Annotated in this window: 11 protein-coding genes; 8 read left to right on the top strand and 3 right to left on the bottom strand. The window is 50.2% G+C overall.

Annotated features, from left to right (window positions below):
* Positions 1 to 139: 139 nt before the first annotated feature.
* A complete protein-coding gene (locus EKK48_19405; protein ID RTL39217.1) occupies positions 140 to 841 on the bottom strand; it encodes a YdcF family protein in 702 nt (233 codons plus the stop codon).
* A gap of 146 nt (positions 842 to 987) precedes the next feature.
* Complete coding sequence (locus EKK48_19400; GenBank protein ID RTL39216.1) at positions 988 to 1,428, bottom strand: hypothetical protein; 441 nt, start codon at positions 1,426 to 1,428, stop codon at positions 988 to 990.
* A 394-nt stretch (positions 1,429 to 1,822) separates the two neighbouring features.
* Here EKK48_19400 and EKK48_19395 point away from each other — a divergent pair, with 394 nt between their 5' ends.
* The 5 genes from EKK48_19395 (at position 1,823) to EKK48_19375 (ending at position 6,356) form a co-directional block, all read left to right on the top strand.
* The gene (locus tag EKK48_19395) at positions 1,823 to 2,224 is read left to right on the top strand and encodes a hypothetical protein (GenBank protein ID RTL39215.1); all 402 of its coding nucleotides are present in this window, start codon (positions 1,823 to 1,825) and stop codon (positions 2,222 to 2,224) included.
* 376 nt (positions 2,225 to 2,600) lie between these two features.
* Positions 2,601 to 2,867, top strand: coding sequence for a hypothetical protein (locus EKK48_19390; GenBank protein ID RTL39214.1), 267 nt, complete (start codon positions 2,601 to 2,603; stop codon positions 2,865 to 2,867).
* Between the two features lie 79 nt (positions 2,868 to 2,946).
* On the top strand, positions 2,947 to 3,576 hold the full coding sequence (locus EKK48_19385; protein RTL39213.1) for a cation transporter: 630 nt from the start codon (positions 2,947 to 2,949) through the stop codon (positions 3,574 to 3,576).
* On the top strand, positions 3,573 to 5,951 hold the full coding sequence (locus tag EKK48_19380) for a heavy metal translocating P-type ATPase (protein ID RTL39212.1): 2,379 nt from the start codon (positions 3,573 to 3,575) through the stop codon (positions 5,949 to 5,951). Before EKK48_19385 ends, EKK48_19380 begins: the two co-directional genes overlap by 4 nt.
* Before the next feature lie 78 nt (positions 5,952 to 6,029).
* Positions 6,030 to 6,356 carry a hypothetical protein gene (locus EKK48_19375; protein ID RTL39211.1) on the top strand — a complete coding sequence of 109 codons (327 nt, stop codon included), beginning with the start codon at positions 6,030 to 6,032 and terminating at the stop codon, positions 6,354 to 6,356.
* Positions 6,357 to 6,523: 167 nt separating this feature from the next.
* On the opposite strand, the gene EKK48_19370 is transcribed toward EKK48_19375, so the two are convergent.
* Positions 6,524 to 8,437 carry a hypothetical protein gene (locus EKK48_19370; protein ID RTL39210.1) on the bottom strand — a complete coding sequence of 638 codons (1,914 nt, stop codon included), beginning with the start codon at positions 8,435 to 8,437 and terminating at the stop codon, positions 6,524 to 6,526.
* A 558-nt stretch (positions 8,438 to 8,995) separates the two neighbouring features.
* Here EKK48_19370 and EKK48_19365 point away from each other — a divergent pair.
* The 3 genes from EKK48_19365 (at position 8,996) to EKK48_19355 (ending at position 17,465) form a co-directional block, all read left to right on the top strand.
* Positions 8,996 to 10,069 (top strand): hypothetical protein, encoded by a 1,074-nt coding sequence (locus EKK48_19365; GenBank protein ID RTL39209.1) that lies wholly within the window; start codon positions 8,996 to 8,998, stop codon positions 10,067 to 10,069.
* A gap of 196 nt (positions 10,070 to 10,265) precedes the next feature.
* Entirely contained in the window at positions 10,266 to 12,032 is a 1,767-nt protein-coding gene (locus tag EKK48_19360) for a hypothetical protein (protein RTL39208.1), read from the top strand.
* Positions 12,033 to 12,107: 75 nt separating this feature from the next.
* Positions 12,108 to 17,465, top strand: a complete 5,358-nt coding sequence (locus tag EKK48_19355) for a hypothetical protein (GenBank protein RTL39207.1) — start codon at positions 12,108 to 12,110, stop codon at positions 17,463 to 17,465.
* The last annotated feature ends 58 nt before the right edge of the window (positions 17,466 to 17,523 follow it).

Below are 17,523 nucleotides of genomic sequence, written 5' to 3'. Positions count from 1 at the left end.
AGCATACAAGTTATTGCGCTTCAAGCCACTAAATTCTCAATCTGTCTATGCTGTTGCGAAAGGTGCATACCTTCCCATTTGAGCCCATTGGCAGAACTTTAGTGAATCTCCAGATCGTCGATCCGGGTTGATCGGAAGATCAATCTTGTTCACTTCGGAAACTTGATACTTCCATCGTTTGAAATTTCGCTGCCTGAGCAGGTGTTAGTCCAAATGTCGACGATTGCCGTGTAAACAGATCGCCCAGCATAAAGATTTTCTCTCGCTGATCGAAAACAATGCTTTTATAGAAAGGTTGTCCCGCAGGCTCGTTGCAGCTCGCCAGGCAATATTTGATTGGATAGTGCGAAAAAATGTGGCTGGCACGCCTGAGGTGCGCAGCCGAGGTTACTACTATGGCGGATTTCCATCCATGCTCGCGCATTAGTTCAACCGAGTTGAAAGCATTTTGTGCGGTGTTTTGAGCGTTTGGCTCACAGACAATTTGTTCGGGCTTAATACCATTAGCTTTAGCTAGATTCGCCATCACTTCCGCTTCTACAAACTCATTGTGAGCAGCTGCGCCGGTGAAGATAATGTATTTAGCATAGTTCTTCTTGAGCAACTCGACGCCTTGCAAAACTCTTTCTCTCATGACCGGGCTCGGGTTGCCTTCTGAATCAGAAGGAGTTCCCAGCACGATGACTACATCCGATTTTGTCAGTTGAGTTACTTGCGCCGGTATACCCGCCAAATAATCTGGAAGAAGATTGAGCGTTACGAGGGCTATGAAAGCAAGCACGACTATTGAGCGGAAAATCTTGGATATGACAGAATTGCGGATGTTCACGGTGGTTTCCATGTGCCGTTACGGCACATTTAATGTGCCTGACGGGCACATCGACTTGGCGGGTAGTTACATCTACTTTACCAGCCCGGTGCAAAAGGTTACAGGGCCAGGTCGAAAGCATCTGTAGCTCGGGATCGTAAGTTGTTAATCGCCCTTGGTCAGGCGCAATTGATCGCCCTGGTGAGCATTTGCTTTTGAATACCATGCCGCGCAAACGATTCGATTGAAGAGCTTTCAGCTATCGTTCCCGACTCTGCAATAACGCTTGCTAAACTGCGACATTCAATCAGCGCTTTGATCAGTATCACCTTTGCGGTGTGCATCCTTATGCTTCCTTGCTTGACCAGCTGTGCTGCCTGCAATAACGATGTCAGATCCCCTTCACCGAGGCAGCCGGTGTTAATCAATGCTCTTCCAAAGGGAATATCGTCTTTGGCTGCATTCCACTGCGCTCGTTCCAAAACGTCTTGTTCTATGATACCGGTCGCGGTGATAAGTTCAAACGCGATCAAACTTATTGTTGATGGCTTTCTCGAGTGCAACCAGGCGTTGCTCGTGGTTTGCAGTTGATTAGTGAGTAGTACATCTGGCGCGGCCACGATTCATCCTCGGATCATATTTTGCGCATCTGGACCTCATCAGACAAAAGAATCGTGATGATTGCTCCTGCCCAAAAGCATGCGCCTGCCTGAATCAAATTGACATAAAACACTAAAATTCTTTCTTGGTCTGCTCTTGGCGAAACGGTCGTCAGAATCGTCGTTTGATATCGATTTTACACAGGATGCATACAATTCTGCTATAGCACTTACTAAGCTAGTCGCCGAACACCCAGCAAACTGGTAAGCAGAAAAGCTATGCTCGCACTGCCACAGCTGGTGAAAAACTCAAAGGGAGAATTTCCCGAATACGAGTCATAGAAGGCGGAATGCGAAGGTAGCGGCATATACACATACGAATCAGAGTCGACGAGACAATGAGAGGTAGTTTCTAATGACAGTTCATGCACGGATAGAGTATCAGAGCGGCAAAGGCGATAAACAACAACACCTAGATAGTTCGGAGGCCTTCCGCAGCCAACTAATCTCAGATCCTAACCGAACTGGACGGCATGACCATCAGCTGTACGACGCGACGTCTTTCAATAACACAAATACACCGCTGTACGATACTCATAAACTCTACGGCGGTACCACAGCCGGTGCTCCACAGGCGCAAGAGGCGGCAGTCAAAAAAGATAAATGTACTTACAGGACTCAAGCAGATGTCGACAATCAGGATGATTTCATGACAAGGCGAGGCGTTATGATGGCTTACGCCAGTCAGCAATTCGCTCAGAAAGTGGGTGCATTTGATCTTTTAAAATGGGCTGCCGGATGCGATAAGAAAGACTGATAGATTTAGTTAACTGCGATAGAAAGAACTGAATTTAAATCCGAGCCGCGACACCAAATTCTAATGAGATCTGTGTCGCTCTCAGATTTGTTTGCACATCCCAATGTTTAATCAAAAATGCGCCGAGGCGGATTCGCTTCAGTCGTCCGTAAAGCACTGCAGAGCCCGTTTTATAAGAAATCTACACAAATTCTGCACATATTGCAGATATATTTCATTGTTCCTGGCGTAGAGAGTAAGATATACAGGGCGGAACCAACTCGCTATTATTCCGTCTCTCAAAAGTTTGAAGCAACGTGTCGCTTTGCACGCGGTCTGGTTGCTGAGAAGTTGTGTATTGACAACTGTCCAATGAGAAGGTTCGAAAAAGGAGTGAATGATGCTAGAAGAAATTTGGGGAGCCGCTACTGGTAAATGGGGTCTGCTGGCTGTTGTTTTGTTGGCATCACCGGCGGCTAGAAAAGGGCTGCGCTCTGTTGCGAAAGAGGCTGTTAAAGCAGGCCTCGTAGTCACCGATGGTGTTAAGGATCTCGTTGCTGAAATTAAGGACGAGGCAAATGATGTCGTTGCTGAAGCTAAAGCTGAACGCAAAAACAGCGACCACAAGCACGAAAAGCAGCACGCCGGAAAAGCTCACGAATAGGTGATGCGTGAAGTAACAACCAGCCTCAGAGAGATGGTTGGTTGTTATTTCGCTGTGTTAGTTTCTGTTTGGAGAGAACATGACTCGTAAGCTCAACAAAGAATCTGCCGGCGTTCGACATCACTTGCCGCATCGCACCCGCATCAAGGTGCCCCGTCATCATCGCAGCAAACATACTATGGAAGCGGTTAAGAGACAGCTCGAGTATGTACCCGGCGTCAATCATGTAGAGGTGAATCACCGCACGGGCAGCGTCGTTGTGCACCACGATGAGCGGAGCGATACGCTTGAACTCATGGGTACGGCGATTGAGAATATCGCTGAGGATCTGTTCCATGAGCTGCTCGCGGTCGAAGAAGTCGAGTTCCCCGGTTTGAGTGTGATTGCGCAGCTAATTCGCAACACACTGTCGAAAGCTGACTCCAGAGTCGCCCTTGAGACCAGAAATATGGTCGACCTTAAAATGATTGTGCCGCTGCTGTTTTTCGGCGCAGGTATCGTCAAGTCGAGGCAGTCAGTCAATTGGTGGGGAGAAGTGCCTGCCTGGGTTCTTTTCTATTACGCCTATGACAGTTACATGAAGTTTCACGGTGTTGGTTTTGCCGAAACAATTCCCTTGCGCGACGAAGAAATCGATGGCGAAGGCAGTGCTGTTATAGCGACAACACAGATACCTCGCCGAATCGGGAGGCGAACGAACGGTTCTTGACCCTTCCGAACCCTGATCCCAGTAAGCTGAAACTTGGACCTTCTTCTTCGGAAGGAGTGAGTCTGTGGGATGATGCTCCGGAGTTGTCCGAACAAGTTACGTCAATCAGTTGTCTAAATGCAATTGACGAGGTAATTGACGAGAGCGCGCTCGAACAGGACGATTTCGTTCCGCTCAGCTACGTTGTCGCTCACTCGGTAACCGGCAGAATTCGCCTAAAAATTGAACGATTAAAGCGCGAGCCGCAGAAAATCGGTCGCTGTTTGATGGCGCTGATTAATACCCCCGGAGTCCTTTCCATCTCGACAAATAATTGGAACGGTAGCGTCGTAATCGAGTATGACGATTCCAGATTGGATCAGTTCGATGTACTCAAGTGTGTTCGAAATTTAAATCCTGATTCTCTGGCCGAGGTGCAACCGATTGAGAGTAAATCGGAAGCAAAAAGTGCGGTTGTCGCGAAGATTCTGAAACGAGCTTTGAACTGGCTCGACAAGATTATGCCTGGTGTTGTCCAGCTCGCTCTCGGCGGAGCTGCATTTGCTGCTGCCGCGCTCAAAATGCCGGTATTCGTGACGCGGTTGCTGGTTGCCGCTTCGGTTGCACCTGTTGCCTCTCGGGCTCTCCACACACTGGTTGACGAACGGAAGTTTGGTGTCGATGCTCTCGACGGCGTTGCGGCGACTGTGATGATGTTGAATGGTAAGTATGTCGAAGCTGCTTTCATGACCGCTTTGATTAGTACAGGCGAATTTATCAGAGAACAAACATCGCGGAAATGTCAAAAGCTAGTTGCTGATCTGCTGGGATTGTCTGGACGTTTTGCCTGGTTGGTAAAAGGCAAAAAGAGAATTTGTATTCCAGCCGACGAAGTAAAAGTCGGAGACATAGTTGTTGTTTATCCGGGCGATATGGTGCCTGTCGATGGCGTTGTACTGACAGGAGAGGCTTGCATTGACCAGTCGAAAATGACCGGAGAATCGATTCCAGTCGAAGTCGAGAAAGGTTCGAAGGTCTTGGCCGCGACAGTGCTGGTGGAAGGGAAAATCCATCTGCGCTGTGAGGCTACAGGCGTTGATACAAAGGCCGGAATGGTTTTGCAGACAGTTTCTGATGCGCCGCTCCACGAAACCAAAATTCAGAATTACGCTTCGGTCATGGCTGACAAGCTTGTTCTGCCAATATTTATCGGTGCCGGCGTCACATACGCAATGACGCGCAACGTTATTCGTTTGATGAGCATGTTAATTTTCGATTTCAGCACTGGTATCAGAATTGCCGCACCGACTGCGGTGCTTTCTTCGATGCACCGAGCGGGCAGAAGGGGTATTCTCATCAAGAGTGGCGGTGCTCTTGAACGCCTTGCTTCAGTCAACGCGATAGTGTTCGATAAAACCGGCACATTGACCAGTGGAGACCCCAAGGTCACCAATGTGATTAGCTTGTGTGATATCGATAAGGATGAACTTCTGGCAGTCGCGGCAGCTGTGGAGCAACGTCTGCACCATCCCGCCTCACGCGCGATCGTCAAGTTCGCATTGCAAAAAGGTCTGGAAATTCCGCATCGGGATAATTCTACGCACTTACGCGGCATGGGTATTAAGGCTCGCATCAATCATATGAGCGTGATTGTAGGCAGCAAGAAACTGATGGAATCTGAGCGAATCTCGACCGTCAATGCTCATCCGACTGAGATGATAAGCACCACTGCTGGTGAATCTATTGTTTACATTGCAATTGATGGAAAGCTGGCTGGCGTGATCACTTATAACGATCCATTGCGAATAGAATCCACATCAGCTCTTAAAAAATTGCGGCGCATGGGCATTCGTAAAATGGTCATGGCTACTGGCGACAGTGAAGCGACCGCCAATCGTGTTGCTAAGTCGTGCGGCATAACTGAGGTCCTGGCTCGGTCTTTCCCTGAACAGAAAGCTGATCTCGTGCAGCGACTGAAAGCCGAAGGTTATGTTGTAGCTGTCATAGGCGACGGAATTAATGATTCGCCGGCATTCGTTCATGCCGATGTTGCAGTATCGCTTCATGGCGGCACCGAGGCTGCCCGAGAAAGCGCCGACGTTGTGCTAACAGACGATGATCTCAATCGTCTTCCTGAAGCCATTGAAATTGCACGCGGAGCTATGAATCTGGTTCGTCAAAATCTGACACTGGCGGTAATACCAAATAGTCTCGGACTTACTTTTGCTGCTATGGGAGTGATCGGACCGGCTGGTGCGACACTATTGAACAATGGTTCAGCAATCGCTGCGGCTGTGAACAGTCTGCGACCACTGTTTCTTAGCGATTGGTCTGTTGATGCAAATTCGGCCCTTGAGCCGCGCCAGAGCGTTGCCTTGCCGGATGTTTCGCGCTGACGAAGACTCGCGAATTTAATGAGTTTTTTTGTCCATTGGGTAGATTATTCCTTGAATGGCTGAGTTTGTCTAAGAGGTATGCCGATGGATCGAAGGTCGCTTACTAATCTTCTGCTTCCCGTTTTACTTCTAATGTCCTCAGGCGTTGCCGCTTCTGAGTGTGACGCTCGTAACCCAATTCGCAATCCTATTTTGCGAACTTTCAATGTCAGAACCTATGGGGCGAAAGGCGATGGTAAAACTAATGACACTGCCGCTATTAAAGCTGCCATAACTGCAGCCGGAATAGGTACGGGCAACACTGTTCTGTTTCCGGAAGGCGATTATCTGTATGACCAAGAATTGACAGTAAACGGTATTTTTCTGCGCGGTGAGTCTGGCGCGCGTCTGCGCCTTCCGCTGTGAATATCCGCATTGAAGGAAATGAATACACAGGGGAAACTTCTGGTCTCAATTATTTCATTGAGTGTTTGCAACCATCACCACCGGCGGTAATTTCCGGAAATTCGACAAACACTTTGTTGCGTAATAGAATCGGTCCTTAAAAGCCTACAGTCCTTCTGCTCTGTTCGTCATGCAGTTTGAGGCAACTGGTATCTTTCTGCTGCCAACTCAACTGCTTGCGGTGTTCCGCCCATGCCGACGGCGTTTGCAATTACGCCTTTTGGCGATGTGCCGTATTGTTGATTGAGCAGATTTTGGACCGCGACTTGATTCTGAACGACCGATCTAATATCCTGCAATTTTGCCCATGATTGATTTACGGCGTAGAGTTGTTCGACGAGGGCGGGATTGAATGGTAATAATGCCGTTAACTGGGCAGCCGCGGCACCCAAATTGTCAATTCCGCTGTCTATCTGACTGAGCGTACCGGGGCTTGCATCGAGATTATTTGCCAGAGCTCTCGCATTGGAACAGATGGTATCTGCCGATGTGACGGCGGTCGTGCTGTTCGAGACTGCGTTTGCGGTGGCCTGGCGTGCTTCATATGCCCCCGAGTCAGAATCAGAGCTACTGAACGAACTTGGTCCATCAGCGTCGAAGCTTGTCCAACCAGAAAGATCCATGTCCGCATTGAAGATTTCACCGTCGGCACCGAGGAAGGTTCCATCCCATGTGCAAACATCACCGTTTCCATTTATGTTGGCGATCTCGGTGCCGTTGCTGTCTGTGATCTTTGATGAGCCATCAACATTATTGATATTAATGGTGCTGCCATCTGAGCCATGAACAGTAGTGGTGGGATGGTCCTGATCGACGTTAGTAGTCACTGGACCTGACTGTATTTGCTTGCTGTCTGGTCCAGTTTTCAAAATAGTTCTGCCATCAGCCGTAGTGGCTTCCACTCCCGAGCCGGTGTTTGTGGTGGTGAGGCTGTCGGCTATAGCACGACCTGTTCCCAGGTCAACCTGCCCGCCCTGGTCGGTAGTTCCATATATGCGACCGTGACTCGAGTCGAGACGACCGTCCTTCATGCCGCTGATTGCCACGCAGCCGTCTTTGGTGAGCATTTCCTTCCCGTCGATCTGAAGCCCACCGTTGTTTCGTGTGATATGGTCGGCGCCGCTGATTATTTTAGGTTCTTGTCCCGGAGTGTATTCGACTACCGTGTCGCCGCGCTTGATCGAGACGGTTTTGGAATCTGCTTTACGCGTTATTTCGGTGCCGTCTTCCTGGAGAACGACGGTGTCACCCTTCTCGTTCTTAATCAGCATGTTGCCGTGCTGCGGCTGCCCTGTCCGCCTTTGATAATCTTTTATTTGATCGACAGTGGTGCTGACGTCGCCTCGTACCTGAAAAGCAACGTTGTTATCATCCAATTGTCGTCTGACTGCATCTTTGCCGTTATATTGGGCAATTTCTTTCTGATCGTGCTGGATTATCGTTCGTCCGGTGCGCGCGTCTATGTCTACCTGGTAGCCGCCTTTGAAGGTAATTGTGTTCTTGTCGCCGTTTTGTACTAACGTTGTGCCATCGCCGTCAACGTATTCGTTATGGTTTTCGCCTTTCTTCCGTTCGAATCGATGTTCTTTGCCGTCTTTGTCTTTCCAAACAATCGAGTCTTTGTCTTTGGACGCTGTTATGTCGTAGTGCTGTCCGTTAACGTCACCCTGGTCGCTAATGGCGCCGTTTGCTTCTTTTATCACTCTTGAACGGTCACCATGCCCGAGCTCCAGCGAACCATCAGGTAATTTTTTGTAGGAACGGTGTGCGGCGCGAACTGCCTGATCGCCTGACCGCTCATGCCGTTCTGCGTCGAAGCCTGCTATGGGTGTGAACACCAGTTCGCTGTTTCCAGAATCTTTTACAGTACATTGTTGACCTTCGGTGGGTTTCTTTTCGCCACCGGCAGAATTTTTTGGATCTGCCAGACCAGCCTCAGTCGTTAATTTCAAACGTGCGCTTTCTTGCCCGCCGTCACCAACGGCAGCCGATCTGTCATCCGACTTCTTTGGGGCAGGTTTTGCGACTTCGCCTTCTGACATAGACTACTCGCTGGATCTTGGAGAACTTCTTTTTAGAGCGCTGCCGGCGGCTGTACATGCTGCTGCTCAACAGAAGGTGACTGCCGTTGATGCGCTTTATTCTCGGTCCTGGTAAAAAATGAAAAGGACTCACAACCGCAGAAATCTTTGGTTTCTCATACAGGTTATCTCTGCGGCGTTACGTCATCGTGACGATGCGGAGATGGGTGGCACTGGGTGCATGGACTGGATTAATTTGCCTGAAGAGAGAGTACTTCTCGGGTTTCCGAGTCTAATAATGCGACTTTTATATAACCAAGACATTACCAAGGGTATGACGTCCGTGGCCAGGCGTCCGTGTGCCGGGGGTAGGCGTACCGGGTGCGGGTGTGCCGGATGGCGGTGCTCGGGTGCGGGTTCGAGTGCGAGTGCGAGTGAGATTCTGTTTTACGTTGATTTTATGTGATCTGGCTATCTTGGTACTGATCCGGTCAACAGATCGATCGCCCGCCTCGTTTTCAGCTCCAATTACTAGACACTGGTGCTGCCGTTTCGACGACTATTAGTTTCAGGAATTCCATGATTGATCGTGCTCACAAACACTCAGATTCGACGGGACATCATGCTGGTGCTCTGTTGCATCACAAATTGCATGGAGAAACGCATTCTCAGCCGACACATGGAAAACATTCGGAGTCAGAGTCACACGAGCATCGAAGACAGGACGTAGGCGATAAGCACGGCAGGCCCGATGGTCACGACCGGCATGACAGTCACGGGAAGCACGATGACCATGCTAAGAAAGACAAAGACGATGGTACGGAAAGGCATGCTGCCAGTCCGAATCATCACAAACTAGTAGACGAAGCTGCGCAAAAAATCGAAAAGATTTTGAAGCATGACGAGCATGATTTCTCGCATGTTTTCAAAGAAGTCGAAGCTCTTCGCCGTCTGGATCCAAAGCACTTCAATCAGGATTTGCAGGAACTCAACAAAAAGCTCCACGCTGACAAATTTTTACCGCATTTGGACATCATTCAGGATGACCAGGTTGGAAAAAATGGCAAGACTGAACGCGGCTATGACGTCGTTTCTGAGGATCCGAGCATAAAGGGTATGCCGCATAAGCGCACCATTATCAGTACCAGTCACCATAAGCCTGATGAATCTCCGGAGCTGGAAAAGGCTTATCACGGCATGAGATATCAGAATGGTCAGTATAACGGCTTCAATGACAGCGTTGAGGGCGGGCATGGTGCAGACGGCGGTTTCGATAAAGACGCAGTTGGTGGTCACGTTCCTGACGGGGCACGAAAGGAGCTAATCGCCAAGGCTCTGGAACTTTCGGGTCTGGAGGCCACCGAGTCGAACATAGCTGCAGTGAACAAGATTGTCACCAGAGAAAGCTCCTGGAACCCGAACATTACTAACAAAACGGATATCAATGCTCAGAATGGACATCCTTCAACCGGTCTGATGCAGACTATTCCAAGCACTTTCAGGCAATATGCGCTGAAGGGCTTCGACTCTAATATTCACGACCCGCTCTCGAATCTTATCGCCGGAATTCGCTACGCTCAAGATCGATATGGTCATAAGCGGGCCGGTCAATCAGGCGTAGAATTCGTGGCTAGTCGACCTGGCGGTTATTAGCCAGAGAAAGTTTTTGAATTGTGTAACTCGATAGGCTGTCGCTGATTCAGCCTTAGATTTTATGCCAATTTGATGTTCGTTTGTTTATTCTCACTTTTGTCGCACATGACGGCCTTAGCTGTTCACGACATTACTAGTAAAGCCAAGCAAAAGGCGGTAGCGGTGCATCAGAGTGCCTCGCTGCTGGTTGTCAGCCATGAAATTACTGAATTTTGCAGTGTTTCCCCGTCGTTCTTCAAACGTTGTTCGCGCGAGTTTGTTGCTGGTTTTGTCTGCCTATATCAGCGTTTCCATCAACGCCATGCCGGTAGCTGCACAGAATGGTTTTCTCGGTGCTACAACCGGTGCCTCTGCTGGTAGCGGCGGTTCAAGCGCGGGAGGAGCCACTGGGTCTGGTAGTGGCTCTGGTGGTGCCGGGGGGTCATCTCAATGGACCGGCTCGTTTGTTGACCACCAGACTCAGGTATGGTTTAAGACGGCTCCTCAAGTCGGCAAAGAAGTAAACGCAGAGAGCCTGCAGAAGCAGGAAGGGCAAGATCCCACTGAAAAATATGGACCGCAGAAGCATGGTGGCATGACGGCCGGTAGCGCTGAGCCGTCAGCCGAGGTTCCCACGCCTGAACCGGTGGCTAAAAAGGCACAGCCCGATCAGGAACCGCCTAAAATCCCTCATCATAAAGAAATGACTGACTATAAGAACATGGGGGGAGGGCACGGTTTGTGGGGACCTCCGAATCCTGCTTTAGGACCATTTCGCCATCACCCCACTAACCCCAGTTCGCTCGGTGCACCTGCGAATCCCGCCACCAACGCAAATTTGCCGGACTGGATGAAAACGTCGGCTGGTACAACGAGCAATGGCCAGGCCATGGTCGCCGCTGCTAATGCTGCCCACCAGGGCGCCAATGAAATGAATAATCCATCGTTACACACTTCTCAGGCTCAACTGCAAGGCGGCATCCAGCACATGGGCGATGCTACTGAAAGTGCTGCTAATGCTCAGTTTGGATCCAATGTTGAGACCGTCCAGACCAATTTGATCAACGTGGCAAACGAAGGTGCCGGTTCGCAAGTGAGTGCCAGCGCTTCAAAGAAGACGTTGAGCCAGGCTATTTGGATGGTTCAGCAGATGTTCAAAGGCGTTTTCATTCCGATGGCAGTTTTGTTTTTGTTGCCGGGTGCTGTCGCTACTCAGGCTATGAGTCTCGTTAAGTACGGAGTTAATAGCACAAAGGATGAAGACATAAATCCGTTCTCCGGCATATTGCGAGCTATGGTTGCATTGTTTTTGATTTTCTCCACGCAGCTGATCGTCAGTTATTCTATCGATGTTGGAAATTCGCTTACTTACGAAGTTACACAATTTGTCAGCCCGTCGTCTATTACGAGTTGGGCTGATGCGATGTTCAATCCGAATCCAAACCAGTCGCCGAAGCAACGAGAGGAAACCGCTCAGAAGGAGACAGGAAAGGAAGCAGTGATGCGCTCTGGATTCGGCATTATCTCTGCTCTTTTGAATTATGGTCTGATGGTTTTAGTCGCGTACCAGGTAGTGATGGTTTGCTATCTATATCTGTTGGGTCCTATTGCTGCTGCGTTTTTAGCCTGGCCTGCGGGGATGGGAAGATTATTTCGCCCGGTTTTTTCGAGTTGGCTGGAAGGGTTGTTGAATCTTGTTCTCTGGCGCTTCTGGTGGTGCGTGATTCTGCTTTGTATGTCAACCCGTATTCAGTGGCTGAGCGAGGCGGGGGCCTATGATCCGAAAAGTCCCTGGGAGCCTATCGTGTTTATTGCTTTCGGGGTGATGCTTTCATACATTCCGTTTATGGCTCTGGATTTTAGACCGGGCGATATGGTGGATCAATTGCTTGAAAAAACAAATGCTACCGGTGGCGGTGGCGGACAGGGTGGTGGCGGCGGCAAGCCGGGTCATTCAAAGGCTCACCATGCTAAAGCTGCCTAGGCTCTATCTCTCGAACTCTCTTTCATTTTGACCTCTCTTTCTTCTGGATCTTCCCGTTACTAATCGGTGCACAATATGAATTTCAAAGCTACCGCCCAACTCTCCAAGCTGCTCGTTCTGATTATCGCTCTGCTCTCTTTAGCGATAACAAAAGCACTGGCAGCCGATAGTTCCGGGGGGCAGTATTCCGGCACCGGCTCCATACTTGAACAAATGGAGCAATGGGGCAAACAGAATCCTGAAATGAAATATTTGTTGCCTGCTTCATTGGGCGGCTCGGACGATCGCGATGATCAGAATAATCAGAAGCAAGTCGAGGTCGACCCGGGCAAATGGCCTGGCGGACCGTTTTTGACGCGCTGGCCTGACACCTTGAAGTCTGCTTCCAAATTCAAGACAACTTCAGTTGAAGCTGGTCTTTTAAACGAATTTGCCAAGGAAAACCCAACAAACGGTGATACTACCTCAAATACACAGCAGGCGCAGCAAGCCGCAACTGCAGCTCACCATATGGCAAAAACTGTGCAAATGCCTGGCAACGCCGCCAAGGCCGCGCAGGCTTCGCAGCAGGCACAGGGCATGGCAGCCGGGAACGCAATGGGCGATGTGGCGAAGGGGCAAGCTGCCAGCGCGATCGATTATTGCGGTAAGTTCATGCAAAACTTTACTGCAGAAGACGGCAACAAGTGGAATAAAGTGCGCGACCAGCTTTTTGTTCCAATTGGGATTTTATTGCTGCTACCAGGTGCGGTGCTGACGCAAGTGAAGGCAATCATGGCTGCCGGAAATCCTGTACTGAACGAGAGCAATCCATTTGAAGGAATTCTGCGCAGTTTCATCGCGCTGTTTCTGATTCCATCGTCATTTTTGATTGTTAATTGGGGTATCGACTTATCTAATTCCATCACTTACACAATCGCCAGTGAATATCAGCGTATATTCAGCAATAGCATGTATGATGACGCGCTTTGTGCCGAAATCAAGGCTTTCCCGACGCGTGGACCTCAATCGAATCAGAACACAGGTGTCGGCAAAAATTGGCCTGGCGGTAAAGTAAAAAGTCAGGCTGATTTTGAAAAATTCTTTCTCGAAAATAAGAAGGAAGATCCTTGCAGTAAAGTCAATGAACCCATGCCTGACAAGACCGATGAGGGTATGCCCGCGGGAGCAATGGCGGCTCGGGCAATATCTTTTAGCGGCAACGCAGGGCTCACTGGAACCTGGAATATTCTTTGTGCTTTCCAGATGGCTTATCTCTTTTATTTGTTCTTTGTCGGCCCGGTTGTAGCTGGACTCTGGGTGTGGCCAATCAAAAACTTTCGTGAGGCATTCCCAAATTGGGTCGAAGGTGTAGTGACAATCTGCTTCTGGAGTCTGTTTTGGAACACGACTATTTTACTAATCGCTTGTTTTAAGGGTGTGGATGAATCCGGCACCATTATCGTCAGTGCCTTGAATTTTCTCGCTACGTCATCGGTTAAATATGCTTTTGACTTTGCGGGTCTGATTAAGGCTGCCGGTGCTGAAGCTACTAAGAAAGCGCAGGAAGGCGCCAAGGAAGGTGGCGGACAGGGTGGCGGCGGACAGGGCGGCGGCAAAGGAAGCGCTCACGGTTCGCACGGAGCGCACGGCTCACATGGAGCGCACGGCGGGCATGGCTCACACGGTGTGCACGGTCAACATGGTCAATTCGCTGGAGCTGGATCCGCTCCTGGTGCGGCCGGTGGTGCCTTTGCCGGTGGTGCCGGTGGTTTTGGCGGCGAAGCCGGTGATAGCGGAGAAATGGCTTCTGAGGTTAATCCGCAATTCGCAGGAGGCCTTGGTCTTGCGTCCATGGCACATCGTGATGCCGGTGCTGTCAAACCACTCGATCTTGGTCCAATACCATTGCCACCAGGTGCTCACGGAGATGCGCATAACGGTATGGTCAGCCATCTTCCAGGACAGAACCAGTTCCAGATGGGTGGTTATACGCTTGAACGCGGTCAGGGCGAAGACACTCTGCGCGACAGCCACGGCAACGTCGTTGGTTCCTTCAACCCTGCTTCAGTTCCTGCCGGTGAGCAATATCGCATGAACTTCGAGGGTGGATCGCTCACATATCAGAGTGGCGGCAACTCTGAACTCTTTACTATGTCGGATGGCAAACATACAGAGCAGCTGGCATTCAATCACACTAACCCGAATGCAGAGATGCATCCTGTTTCGCACAACGGTCAGCAAGGTATCGCCTTACCAACCGCTGGTGGAGATTCGCTCTTCCTTTCTAACGATGGACAGAACCTTTCCTATTTAAACAACGATGGATCGATCACTAATCTTGACCTGTCATCAAGCGGAACGTTCAATCTTCCTGACGGCAGCACAGTTTCTTCTGCATCTGCGGCGAACGGCGCTGATATATCAGTGTTTAACGCTGCGCATCAGCAAACTGACGCATTCTCCGTTATTCATAATCCGAACGGTTCCATTTCAGTTGGTCATGCAGACGGCGCCAACATTCCTCACGGCATGATCAATTTCTCTGCCGCGGCAAATGGTGGACTTTCGTCAGCCTCTTATGATGACGCCGGCCGACTTTATCAAAGAGATTCCGTTGCAGGCGACATGAGCCGCACCGAATATTACGACCCGTCCAACGCTCAGAATCTACTCGGCGCATCAGAGACTCACTACAACGATAATGATGATTACACGACGAATTATTTCGATGCAAATAATGCACTCGTTGCTAGTTCGCAATTCCAGAATCTGCCAAATGGCGGATCACTCGAACTTCTCAGAGACGCCAATCATAATATCGTTAGTAGCCAACAGCAAATTCCAACAGCCGACGGCGGCTATGTGATGAACAATACTCACTACGGTCCTGGCGGAGATGTGACCAGCTCGACCGTGTCCAATTTCGACCAGAGTGGCAATTTGCTCTCTTCTTCTTCTCCGTTTGGTGGTGATTTGTCTCGTGGTGCCGTTTGGGGCGACGCTGGTGGAGTGCATCCAGAAGGTGGTGTATTCTCCAGTACTGTTGTTGGTGGCGATGCCGTTCATGTTGCTGCTTCTACTCAAGCATCCGGCACTAATGTCGACTCGGTGGCGAACAATTACAGCACTCCGTTTACTTCGGCCAGAGTTGACGTGGTACCACCTATAGTGTTTGACCCGGCTACGGCGAATCAGCATGCCATGCATGGTGGTTCTGAATCTTTGAGTCGCAATTCGACTGATGCTCCGTCTGGAGCCTCGTCTGGTGAAAGGCTTGAAACGCGCTCTGTACAAGCATTGCCTGTTGATATTGCCGGCTCTCAGGTAACCAGCCCTGAAACTCAGTTCAGTAATGTTGCCGGTAGCTATGCTCAAACTGGTGAGGCGCAGCAAGGAAACACCGCAGATGTTGCTTACTTCAGTCCTGTGACAACAGCTTCTGTTGATGTCGTTCCTCCTGCAACCTCATATAACTCTTCGCCGGAGCAGTTCGCCAGAGATGCCGCCGCTGATTCCCATAACTCGTCGCTCTCGCTGGAGCAGACTCTTCACGCTCAAGCGGGTGATTTGAATGCATCCACGTTTGAACTGGGCAACAGTGTCTACGCTGGTAGTACGAGCGTACCTGCACCTATGGAGTCGCGCTCCACTGGCGATCATGGACAGGTATCTATTCCTGGAGAAGCCACGTCGCAGAAAGTCATGCCTGTTGACATTGCTGGTACACAAGTGACAAGTTCAGAAAATCAATTCAGCAATGTGGCTGGCACATATGCTCAGACCGGCGATGCTCAACAGGGCAAAACGGCTGACGTTGCTTATTTCAGCCCTGTGACTACAACTTCTGTGGACGTCGTGCCACCCGCTACCTCCTATTCTTCGACCGCTGAGCACTTCGGCAGAGAATCTTTGGACAATCAAAACCTGGCGCAGTCGCTGGAGCAGACGCTTCATGCGCAAGCCGGTGATCTCAATGCTTCCACGTTCGAGCTCGGTAACAGTGTTTACGCAGCACCAGCTGCACCATCTTTCGATGCCAGCCCCGCCGCAGTGCAACAGGGCACAAACCAGGCATCTTCCCAAGATTCCGGTGCTTCGGGAGCTAGTGCGAATGTGCATTATTCGGCCGCCCAGTCTGAGTCAGCCGGAAACGTTCATGTACAAGCAGGAGAGTCTCAGCGTGTTATGCCTGTCGATATCGCCGGTACTCAGGTCGCCAGTTCCGAAACTCAGTTCAGTAACGTAGCGGGCTCGTATGCCCAGGCTGGAGACGCGCAGCAAGGTAAAACCGCTGATGTTGCCTATTTCAGTCCCGTTACAACTGCTTCGGTCGATGTAGTGCCGCCAGCCGTCTCTTACTCAGCATCTGCCGTTGAGCAATACTCTAAAGCCGCTGAGCGCAGTTCTGAGGCGCCCGTCTCGCTGGAGCAGACCCTTTACTCGCAGTCTGGTGACATCAGTGCTTCAACTTACGAATTGGGCAACAGCGTCTATGCTGGAGCACCGAACGGCAATTCTGAAGTGAACTCGACTGCGACAGGCTATGAAGGCGACGTGATGCGGGCGCCACTGCCGGCGATGCCTGCGCCAGTTCCCTCGGCTCAGGATTCAGATCTGCTGCGAGCGGTCTCGATAGAGGAGCCTAATGTCACGCGTGCGGTGCCTCTGAACCCTGCTCAACACGTTCTGGCTACTGATATCGCTTCCTCACAGGTTTACACTGAAGCTAACTATCAGGCGAACTCTCAGGTTAACTCTTCTGGACAAGCGTCAAGCGGCCCAGATTCGACAGCATCAGTTATCGAATCGTCAGCCAGCTCCAAATCTGATTATTCCAATGGTGAACCGCGTGGGTTGATGGCCATTTTCAATGACATCGATAACAACAAAGGCCGACAAAATTCATCAATATCGGAGGAAAGGAATACCGATACTGTTGCCTATTCGGGTTCTGACGCAAACGACTCTAACAGAGTTGGCGATCAGCTAAGCCGATTCCTGCCAGGCGCCAATCAAACGCGCAGTTCTGAAGAACCTTCTCGAATGGCTGGTTCTCTTGAAAGGCAGGTAGTCGATGCAGGTGCTCGGGTGCATCCGATGGCGGCGAGTGTTCTTGGTGCTGCGCTTGGTCGCGCCAATAGCGCTTCTGTCGCTTCAAAGAAGCCCGAAGAGTATTTGAACAGTGCTGTAATGGACTTCCATTCCATTCAAGCTCTGTTGAATGCGGGCAAAGTTGGGGAGGCTGAGCAGGTTGCAAAGTGTGCTCTGAAAAACCTGGCTAAGTGTCAATTCAGCGACCCCAAAGTACAGTCTCTTTTGGACGCATTTGTGCTTTTGTTCGAGCGCAAAAACATGACTGCGCAAGCAGCCGCTTTTAAGAGCTTCCGAATTGTTTGTGAGAAATCGGCAACAGCCATGCAGCCTGCAAACTTCTGGAAGTCAGAGCTGTAGCCGTTAGACAACCTGAAAAGAGCAGTAATGACGATTGCGATACCTTGACGACTTCTTG

The organism is Candidatus Melainabacteria bacterium (assembly GCA_003963305.1).
Classification (GTDB): Bacteria; Cyanobacteriota; Vampirovibrionia; order Obscuribacterales; family Obscuribacteraceae; genus PALSA-1081.
The sequence above is the reverse complement of the archived record's forward strand: the minus strand, read 5'-3'. Positions and strand labels throughout refer to the sequence as shown.

What these genes read in the sequence shown, in the direction of transcription:
- EKK48_19370 (RTL39210.1), bottom strand. Translation starts at nt 8,437, where the DNA reads ATGTCAGAAGGCGAAGTCGCAAAACCTGCCCCAAAGAAGTCGGATGAC.
- EKK48_19390 (RTL39214.1), top strand. Translation starts at nt 2,601, where the DNA reads ATGATGCTAGAAGAAATTTGGGGAGCCGCTACTGGTAAATGGGGTCTG.
- EKK48_19385 (RTL39213.1), top strand. Translation starts at nt 2,947, where the DNA reads ATGACTCGTAAGCTCAACAAAGAATCTGCCGGCGTTCGACATCACTTG.
- EKK48_19365 (RTL39209.1), top strand. Translation starts at nt 8,996, where the DNA reads ATGATTGATCGTGCTCACAAACACTCAGATTCGACGGGACATCATGCT.
- EKK48_19355 (RTL39207.1), top strand. Translation starts at nt 12,108, where the DNA reads ATGAATTTCAAAGCTACCGCCCAACTCTCCAAGCTGCTCGTTCTGATT.
- EKK48_19395 (RTL39215.1), top strand. Translation starts at nt 1,823, where the DNA reads ATGACAGTTCATGCACGGATAGAGTATCAGAGCGGCAAAGGCGATAAA.
- EKK48_19405 (RTL39217.1), bottom strand. Translation starts at nt 841, where the DNA reads ATGGAAACCACCGTGAACATCCGCAATTCTGTCATATCCAAGATTTTC.
- EKK48_19360 (RTL39208.1), top strand. Translation starts at nt 10,266, where the DNA reads ATGAAATTACTGAATTTTGCAGTGTTTCCCCGTCGTTCTTCAAACGTT.
- EKK48_19375 (RTL39211.1), top strand. Translation starts at nt 6,030, where the DNA reads ATGCCGATGGATCGAAGGTCGCTTACTAATCTTCTGCTTCCCGTTTTA.